Origin of the sequence: Bacillus sp. J33 (assembly GCF_000518885.1) — a bacterium.
Lineage (GTDB): Bacteria > Bacillota > Bacilli > Bacillales > Cytobacillaceae > Cytobacillus.
The window spans coordinates 1-9,062 of sequence record NZ_JAEL01000152.1 but is presented as its reverse complement, the minus strand read 5'-3'; the positions used below and the strand labels follow the sequence as shown (position 1 = coordinate 9,062).

Here is a 9,062-nt window from a genome sequence, read left to right as displayed (position 1 = left end):
GACGAAAGTAAATGTAATCAAGAATAACCAAAACAAATACTCGATATCAGCAATGTGCAAAGTCCTACAAATCCCTAGAAGCAGCTATTATTATGAAGCAAAAGAAAGAAACCCAGAGGATAATATTACCTCCGATGTAATCGACATTTTTCATGCCAGCCGTCAAAATTATGGGACACGTAAAATCAAAATAGAATTAAAGAAACGCGGTCTCATCGTTTCAAGAAGAAGAATTGGGCGCATTATGCAGGAGCAGGGTCTTGTGTCTTCATATACAGTAGCTCAATTTAAGCCACATGCGAAATCCTGTAATGAATCCGAACAGAAAAACGAACTGAAGCGTGAGTTCAGCCAGGAAAAAGAAATGACAGCAATCGTAAGCGATTTGACATACGTAAGAGTCAATCAAAAATGGAATTACGTATGTGTCTTTGTCGATCTCTTTAATCGAGAAATCGTGGGTTTCAGTACAGGTCCAAACAAAGATGCATTACTCGTCTATCGTGCGTTAGCATCTATCAAGGTCGATCTTAATAAGATCCAACTTTTTCATACGGACCGTGGAAATGAGTTTAAAAATAAGTTGATTGATGATGCTTTAAAGACATTTAATATTCAACGATCCTTAAGTATGAAAGGCTGCCCATATGATAATGCAGTAGCTGAAGCTACGTTCAAAATTATCAAAACAGAATTTGTTAAAGGTCAACATTTTGATAGCTTAGAAGAATTAACAAGGAAATTGCATGACTATGTCCACTGGTTTAATCACATAAGAATCCATGGAACACTTGGTTATGTAAGTCCGATTGATTATAAGCAAATACACCTTAAAAAAATTGTCTAGTTAAGTGTTGACTTACCATCATCTCTATTAAAGAGGGAACAGAACATATTAGTTATCAAACTGTTGGGGAACGTGAATTGATTAAAGAGAAAAAAAAGAATATATATTTACCCTCAAATGATTTAATTGATCACATTTATTCCTACATTCAAAGCAAAGGATTTTATTACCCAAAAGAGGAAGTTATCAACTTATTTCTATCTCTAAAAACCAAGCCTTTTGTGATTCTATCAGGCATTTCTGGTACAGGTAAAACCAAAATGGTTCAATGGTTTGCTGAGAGTTTAGGCGCGAATGAGAAAAATGGGCAATTTACTTTAATCCCTGTTCGTCCCGATTGGAGTGACGGATCTGACTTATTAGGATATGTGGATATCAAGGGTGAGTTTAAAGAAGGACCCTTAACAAAAGGGATCAGAGCAGCACAACAGCATCCAGACTTACCTTACTTTGTTCTTTTAGACGAGATGAATTTAGCCAGAGTTGAGTACTATTTCAGTGATATTCTCAGTGTCATGGAAAGCAGAAGGTGGGAGGATGGTAAGGTTGTTTCATCCACAGTGTTATCTAAGGAGATCGCAAAAGAAGAGATCACACTCCCTAATAATCTTTATGTAATTGGAACCGTTAATATGGATGAAACCACACACCCATTTAGTAAGAAGGTATTAGACCGTGCTAATACGATTGAGTTTAATCGAGTTAAATTAGATAATTTAACTTTTCTCCAAGACCTTAAGGATGTAGATCCATTAGAAATAGGTCAAAGTCAGCTGGCTTCAAAATATTTGCATTTGAAGGATCTTTATAAAATAGATACCGAAATTATTGAAAAGGTAACTAGTGAGCTTGTGAGGATTAATAAATCACTTCAACTTATTAATGCACATATTGGTTACCGGGTGAGGGATGAGATTTGCTTCTATCTTGCATATAACAAAGAGGGTGATCTAATGACTTTTGAGGAAGCATTTGATCATTGCATTCTTCAGAAAATCCTTCCGCGTCTTTCCGGAAGTGACTCGAGAATCGATCAGCTATTAAGGGAGCTATACCTGATCTTTACAAATACAGAGTTTCAGGAGGATGTGGAGGATATTCAACTAGATGAACAAGGTGCAATCTATCCTAAAAGTGCTCTTAAAGTGATAGAGATGCTTAGGAGGTTAAAGGCAGATGGCTTTACATCCTTCTGGGTCTCATGACGATGTTGAATTAGTAAAGATTGAGACTCAGGATTTTGCTCTTGTTATTAAAGGGAAGCCTTACCACCAGAGGTATGAAGGTTTAAAGCAGTATCGTGTCATGGATTATCATGATGTCATGCAGTTTTCTGTTCATGGGGATCATATCAATCAAGTACTTATTTATGATATTGAAACGCAATTGCTTCAAGAATCTACTCAACTGAGGCCCATTTTTTTTGAAAATGGAGTTTATCAGATTATTGTCATACCTAAAACAGAGAGAGAATTAGCTTTTTATCATGAGCATCCAGGATTAAGGCAATCCGTAACAAGGGTGGAAATAGCCAGCACGTACATGTTAATGGGAAACCTGCAGTTTCAAAATGAAGTAGGATTAACAGCCTTTGAAATTAGAGAAGGCAAAGAAAAGTTGTTAGAGCTAACATTAGAGGTGTTCCCAGCGAAGCTTGATTATAAAAACGATTATAAAAAGCTTTTAGAAGAAGTAAACGACGAAATATATAATCTTGCCTTTCATTTTATTCGTAAAACTTTTTTAGGGGCTAAGGTGAAACTTGATGGTAAACCTTCTAGAAGTGAATTCTATCGTTTAATCAGCAAGCATTTTGATCAGTTTCTACAGGCAATTAACCGTATTGAACGGCAGCCTCATCATCTTCTTCAAAAAACGTATGAAAAGGTTAGGGGAGACCAATTAAATAAGTTAGACACAAAAAGCAGAAGCAATTTGCAAAAAAGAGGTTACCTATTCACAGAGGTTACAAATGGCATCAATATAAATAACAAAACACTCATGCCAACAGAAGGTCTCCGCGTAAAAAAGGAACTTACCTTTGATACTTTAGAAAATCGATATGTAAAATGGATGATGCAGCGGGTAACTGATAAGCTTTATGATTTACTGGAGACATTGACTAATAGAAGCGCTAGGTGGGAAACAGAACCTGATGCTGATCGTTTAGATAAGATTATCGAAATGATTAAGCAATTGGAGGGTAAGCAGAAAAGTCCATTTTGGAAGGGAATAAAAAAGCTAGATCGCTCTATCCTTAGTTTAGTTCTGCAAATGGCACCAGGTTATCGAGATGCTTTTCAGATCTATCTGACGGTGTCCAAAGGGTTAATGCTTCAAGGAAAGCTTTATCAAATGTCTGTGAAGGATGTAGCAACACTTTATGAATATTGGACATTTTTGAAGCTTGGGCAAATCCTTGATAAAAAGTATCAGCTTATGAGCCAGGACATTATCCAGGTAAACCGTGAAGGCTTGTTTGTAAATCTTCAAACCAATCGATCTGCGACAAGAAAATACAAACACCCATATACCAAAGAAGAGATTTTACTGACTTACCAAAAATATGAAAGCGGTTTGCCAACAGTTCTTCAAAAACCAGATACGATGCTCAGCATCGCTAAAAAGGGGAAAGACTTTACCTATAATTATGTATTTGATGCCAAGTATCGAATCGATTACGCCCAAGAAGGAAGTTATTATCAAAACCGTTATAAGCATCCCGGACCGCTTGAGGATGATATTAACACCATGCACCGTTATCGAGATTCAATCGTTGCCTACAATGATGGGCCATATGAAAGAACTGCTTTTGGAGCCTATGTACTGTTCCCTTGGTTTAATGAAGATCTCTACCAGAGTCATCACTTCTATAAAAGTATCGATAAAGTTAATATCGGCGGTCTGCCTTTTCTTCCGAACGCAACGGATCTAGTTGAAAGATTCGTGGAGAGACTTATTGAAAAAAGCCCTGAGGAAATTCAGCAGGAAGGAATTTTACCAAGGGGGACATTAGAAGAATGGAACTCCAGTTTGGATGAGAAAGTTCTTGTTGGGCTTGTTAGAGATCGAGAAGAATATATTAGCTATAAACAGACTGGCTCCTATCGGATTCCTGTAAATAAACTTAAAGCTGGATGGCAAGAGACAAAGTATATAGCTCTTTATGTGAAAAATGGTGTAATAGAGCATAATGGAGTCATTTGCTATGGCTGGGTTAAGGATATTAGGCCGGAGAAATTAGGAAGCGATGGATACATGCAATTTGAAGTTGAACATTGGATCAATTGTTATCCTATCATCAAACCTGTAGGATATGGGATTGCCGAATACATGCTTACCACATTAACCAATATCAAAGAATCTACAGAGCTTCCAGAACTGTTTATGAAATCGAAGGAAGAAAAAACGTTATGGAGAATGCTCAGAAGGGTTTCGGACAGAATATCCATTGAACTTGACTCAGCTAATCTTGATATGGCTACTAAGGTTGAGGAATATAGGATTAAAAATGTATTGATAATAATTAATAAAGAAAATAGAGAAGTTTCTTTGATAGGTGATGGTGACCAAAAAACTGTACCCTTTGTTACAATACAAAGAAATCCTTCTTACATATTTAGAGACTTGATTAACCTTTTAGGCAATGAGCAGTAAGAATACTATTCAATTTAGGTGAGGGGAATAATGCCTACATATAACAAGCTAGTTCGTGATCGTATCCCAGAAATCATTGCAGAAACAGGCAAGAGCTATTCAACAAGGATTCTTGACCAGTCAGAATTCATTAATGAACTCAAGAAAAAGAGTATCGAAGAATTAGATGAATATTTAAATACGAATAATGATGAAGAGGCGATTGAGGAATTAGCCGATTTGCTTGAAGTAGTACATGCACTTGCTGAAACTCATGGGGTATCGATTGAAAAGGTGGAGGAATTAAGGAAACAAAAGGCTGAAAAGCGTGGGGGTTTTAAGGAGAAAATCTATTTGATTGAGGTTGAAGAATGATGATAAATCTATTACAGATACAGTAAAAAATATTCCATGTTGAAAGGCACTTCTATTGAGGTGTCTTTTCATTTTATATTTAATATTTAGTTACTAACGTATCTATGGGTTTACTTAAATTCATGGAATCCAACAATATTGTGACCCTCTATTTACGTGGCTTTTTTATCGGTACTGTGTAAAGGAAAAGGCTCTATTTCTTTATCCAATTGGCATCCTTCCAATATGATGCTTTGTATGAACAGCAGCCAAGTGTTTATGAGTATATTCAGATAAGTACAAGATACTTTATTCTTTCTTATCATTGTTTAAAGCACCTGCCCTCATTACCTCTTCCAAGTTTTATACTCAAATCATTTTTTCTCAATCTAGAATGTCACAAAAGAATTTCTAACATCGTTATATTTATGAGCGGGATCAAGAGAGGATGGTGAAACAAATCAAGGTAGAATGCTAAAAAGAAAACCATGATAGCCAGAAACATTAAACAAGCTTAAGTTTTGAGATCGTCCAAAAAGTTATAGTCTTAGATTACATGCGAGTAAAATTAAATTATAAAAGAAAAGGGGTACAACAATATGACACAACGAATTAATTACATGCAGCACTCACCGGAATTTTTCAACAAGATGATGGCACTGAGCAATGTGGAGAAGGAAAGTTCAATTGAGGAGAAAATTCTTCATCTGGTTCATATCAGAGCTTCACAAATGAATGGATGTGCATTTTGCGTGGATATGCATATCAAGCAGGCAAAGATCCATGGCGAGGGTGAGCTTCGCCTTTATCATATCCCGATTTGGCGTGAATCCACTCTGTTTAGCCCACGTGAACGAGCAGCGCTTGAATGGACAGAAATTTTGACTAAGCTGCCTGCACACGGTGTTCCTGATGACATTTATGACAGTGTTCGTGAGCATCTATCAGAAAAAGAACTATCAGATCTTACCTTCTCCATCATGGCAATCAATGCCTGGAACCGTATCAGCATAGCTTTCAAAAGGGTACCGGGTTCTGCTGACACAGCTTTTGGATTGACTAAAGCTGGACTTTGAGTGGTATAATCCCGTAATTTTCATGTGCTTTTACAGCTTGAGTCCAAAAAAAAGACCGGTAAGATGGAAGAAATCATCTTATCGGTCTCCGTATAAATAGAACCCGGATGTAGTCTTTGTTTATATCCCTGTATGCTTCAGTTTATCTGGGTTTCGGACAATGTATATGTTTCGGATTAAATTTCCCTCTGTATGAATGATTCCCACCGTATGAATGCCATCATTAGAACGCTGTATAAAAGCAGGTTGTTCGTTAATCTGACTGATTTCAATTTGCTGCGCTCCCTCAACCATTGATGCTTTGCGTACAGTTCCCATGAGAAAGCGAACAACGTGATCACTAGTTTTAATGGGAAAAATAGCAGCCTTTGCTTTTCCTCCTCCATCAGAGACCAGTATAACATTAGGATCAAGCATAGATACCATTCGCTTCATGTTCCCCTGTTTGAGTGCTGCCAGAAAGTCAGTAATCAGTTCTTTAGGGGCTGTTTCAGTATGAACAAGCTCTTCAGAGGTAATCCCCATTTTTGCACGTGCACGACTGAACAGTTTACGGCAATTCACCGTGCTTTTTTCCGTGAGCTCAGCAATTTCTTCATAGTCAAAGCCCAGTGCCTCACGCAGGACAAAGACAACACGCTCCGTTGGTGAAAGCCGTTCAAGCAGTACGATCATCGCATAGGACAATAAATCACCGCGCTCGACTGATTCTATAGAGTCATCATTCGAACTCGAATGAAACAGGGGCTCTGGAAGCCATTCTCCAAAATACTGCTCTCGTTTTTTGCGTGCCGATTTTTGTAAATCATAACATCGATTCGTGACCATTTTACAAAGATAAGCTTTAGGCTCAGATAGCTTCTCCATTGGAACATCATACAATTTCAAAAAAACATCATGCACAACATCCTCTGCATCAGAGGCAGATCCTGTCAATTGATAGGCGAGCTTAAACAGCAATCCTTTATATTGCATGTACATTTCTTGCATCATTTCACTTCCAATCTTATTCTGCCAAATGCTGATTTACAGCAAAGGCTACACAAATAAAACGAGTTAAGGAGAGTTTTTGTGACAAAGACAAAGGTCGTCCCTGAAATTTGCACATAACTTTTCCTGTTTCGTTCTTATTATATGTGTTGCCTTATGAAGAAATTGTTCTATTTATAATACCTAAAATATGGTTAATTTTGTTATAAAATGATTGTAAACCCTTTAAGAAACGGGGGCATTTCATGAAATCCTACTGGCTATGGATCCTGAAACGTGCTTGTTTGGCCGTTTGCTATCGCTTACCTTAACCTTCCTATAAACTAATTGCCATTTTACATATTTGGAGTGGCATTTTAATTCCTGCTCTTTTTTATCATTCCATTAATTGAAAAAAAGACTATTTTGCTATTTTCTTTTTTATCGGGAAATACCATAATGGCGACTGCCGTCCTCTTTCCTTACAATGAAGAATTCAACCCATTTCTGATCCTTATCCTTTCCCTTCTAATGGCAGAAGGTTTTTACCGCCTTCCGCTTCGATACAGTATAGCGAATGGAGCAATTGATGCATTCGGATTAGGTATTACCGCTTTAAATAGCAATTTAGATTTGTTTATTCAAGTATCAATAGCAATATACCTCCTTTTCCTTTTTATAGCTCTTATCCATTATAAGAAATCATAGGAGCATCTGCTGGATCTGGAAGCACGCCATGAGGCTATTTTCAGTGAATTTCGCGATTTAAAACGGAGAGCTGTCTCAGAGGAGGAGCTTGCCAGGCAAGAGGAGTGGGTGCTGATTGCCCATGAAATCCATGATTCAGTTGGTCATAAGCTGACCGCCCTTATCGTGCAATAAAAAAAGTAAATCCAAGTTATGGAAATTTTTGGTTCGTTATATTGTTAATTATTTCTAACATCATTGTGCTTTTTTATTACCCAGGGATGAATTTCTTTGAGTATAGATAGGTGTAAGGGCATAAGAAATTACACTTTTTAAATAAATAAACTTACTTTGTTTTAGGAGAGGATTTAATGCCTGCGTACAACAAACTGGTCCTGACCAAATCCCAGAAATGATTAAAAGGGATGGAAAGACTTTTTCATCTAGAACCTTAGATGATTCAGAATTCATAAATGAACTCAAGAAGAAGAGTTTTGAAAAACTAGAAGAATATATAAATACGAAAACGAATGAAGAAGCTCTTGAAGAACTAGCTGATTTACTGGAAATTATCCATGTACTTGCTGTGTATCATGGTGCATCGATTGAGAAGGTGGAAGAGATACGAAGTAAAAAGGCTAAAGAAAGAGGGGCTTTAGAGAAAAAATCTTTTTAATCGAGGTCGAAGATGAGTAACACAAAATAAATTCGAATCTAATAGGTTACATATCATTTTTGGAACAGTCCGATTTAGGACTGTTTCTTTTTCTCCAAAAGAAACAAACTTGTCCTTTAAGTTATGAGCCGTATGTAAAAAAATATAAAATTCGAATATATTGTGACAATTTTTTCAGGGATTATTTTGTTTCAATTAATGTGATACAAGTCACAAGAATATAATGTCTAAAGATTAAATCTCATCCATAATCCCAGATGCAAAATGGAAATGCATTATAAAGATATTCCATATTTCTGTCAATAGTATGAAATCACACAGAGTATCCAAAAGAAATCCGCAGCATCCAATGCTTCAAAAAAAGAATTTACAATAATCAGACAACGAGCTTATAATAAACAGCGAGGTGAGAACTATGACAAATGTTGGGGTATTAACCAAAATAAGGGGTTTTGGCTACGCTCAATTTGGTAAAAAAGCACTATTGTAAACGCTAGAATAAAGTTGACACTTTTTGCTCGATAAGATTTTACACTTTTGCTCAATCAACCTACTACTTTAGTAAAATAGATCGTGACGTTATTTTACTGGAGGTTAGGATTTTGGAGGAGAAGTTAGTGTTATATATAAAGATTCAGGAATTACATAAGAGAAAGTTTAAAGTAGCACAAATCGCTAAGGAGCTTAAGATCTCAAGACCGACTGTCTATAAGTATTTAGAAATGACATTCGATGAAGCAAGAGCCTATACTGAACAGCCTTTGGGAAAGAAGAAAAAACTAGATCACTATAAAGACTGGATACTTGCCTGGCTAGA

Annotated in this window: 8 protein-coding genes and 2 pseudogenes; 9 read left to right on the top strand and 1 reads right to left on the bottom strand. The window is 36.6% G+C overall.

Annotation, left to right across the window (positions count from 1 at the left end):
* From L634_RS0127325 to L634_RS0127305, 5 genes and pseudogenes are all read left to right on the top strand, one after another.
* Positions 1 to 847, top strand: an 847-nt coding sequence (locus tag L634_RS0127325) for an IS3 family transposase (protein ID WP_084028830.1), incomplete at its 5' end; no start/stop codon positions are given.
* Positions 848 to 954: 107 nt separating this feature from the next.
* Positions 955 to 2,052 (top strand): annotated as a pseudogene (locus L634_RS31930) (McrB family protein); the annotation flags it as partial.
* On the top strand, positions 2,024 to 4,504 hold the full coding sequence (locus tag L634_RS0127315) for a restriction endonuclease-like protein (RefSeq protein ID WP_026585136.1): 2,481 nt from the start codon (positions 2,024 to 2,026) through the stop codon (positions 4,502 to 4,504). The pseudogene L634_RS31930 and the gene L634_RS0127315, both read left to right, overlap by 29 nt.
* A gap of 30 nt (positions 4,505 to 4,534) precedes the next feature.
* Positions 4,535 to 4,858 (top strand): nucleoside triphosphate pyrophosphohydrolase, encoded by a 324-nt coding sequence (locus L634_RS0127310; protein ID WP_026585135.1) that lies wholly within the window; start codon positions 4,535 to 4,537, stop codon positions 4,856 to 4,858.
* 578 nt (positions 4,859 to 5,436) lie between these two features.
* Positions 5,437 to 5,913 carry a carboxymuconolactone decarboxylase family protein gene (locus tag L634_RS0127305; protein ID WP_026585134.1) on the top strand — a complete coding sequence of 159 codons (477 nt, stop codon included), beginning with the start codon at positions 5,437 to 5,439 and terminating at the stop codon, positions 5,911 to 5,913.
* 120 nt (positions 5,914 to 6,033) lie between these two features.
* Here L634_RS0127305 and sigJ read toward each other — a convergent pair whose 3' ends face one another.
* Positions 6,034 to 6,903 carry an RNA polymerase sigma factor SigJ gene (sigJ, locus tag L634_RS0127300; protein WP_026585133.1) on the bottom strand — a complete coding sequence of 290 codons (870 nt, stop codon included), beginning with the start codon at positions 6,901 to 6,903 and terminating at the stop codon, positions 6,034 to 6,036.
* A gap of 438 nt (positions 6,904 to 7,341) precedes the next feature.
* Between sigJ and L634_RS34510 the strand changes: the two genes are divergently transcribed.
* From L634_RS34510 to L634_RS31915, 4 genes and pseudogenes are all read left to right on the top strand, one after another.
* Positions 7,342 to 7,590, top strand: a complete 249-nt coding sequence (locus L634_RS34510) for a hypothetical protein (protein WP_026585132.1) — start codon at positions 7,342 to 7,344, stop codon at positions 7,588 to 7,590.
* Positions 7,591 to 7,698: 108 nt separating this feature from the next.
* On the top strand, positions 7,699 to 7,764 hold the full coding sequence (locus tag L634_RS35030; protein WP_442852724.1) for a histidine kinase: 66 nt from the start codon (positions 7,699 to 7,701) through the stop codon (positions 7,762 to 7,764).
* Positions 7,765 to 7,940: 176 nt separating this feature from the next.
* Positions 7,941 to 8,265: pseudogene (locus tag L634_RS31920) on the top strand (nucleoside triphosphate pyrophosphohydrolase).
* Positions 8,266 to 8,862: 597 nt separating this feature from the next.
* Positions 8,863 to 9,062: helix-turn-helix domain-containing protein (locus L634_RS31915; RefSeq protein WP_157452472.1), on the top strand; the 200-nt coding region annotated here is incomplete at its 3' end.

Excerpts from the sequence above, each read along its gene's own strand:
- L634_RS0127315 (WP_026585136.1), top strand. The coding sequence starts at position 2,024 with ATGGCTTTACATCCTTCTGGGTCTCATGACGATGTTGAATTAGTAAAG.
- L634_RS0127310 (WP_026585135.1), top strand. The coding sequence starts at position 4,535 with ATGCCTACATATAACAAGCTAGTTCGTGATCGTATCCCAGAAATCATT.
- L634_RS0127305 (WP_026585134.1), top strand. The coding sequence starts at position 5,437 with ATGACACAACGAATTAATTACATGCAGCACTCACCGGAATTTTTCAAC.
- sigJ (WP_026585133.1), bottom strand. The coding sequence starts at position 6,903 with ATGCAAGAAATGTACATGCAATATAAAGGATTGCTGTTTAAGCTCGCC.
- L634_RS34510 (WP_026585132.1), top strand. The coding sequence starts at position 7,342 with ATGGCGACTGCCGTCCTCTTTCCTTACAATGAAGAATTCAACCCATTT.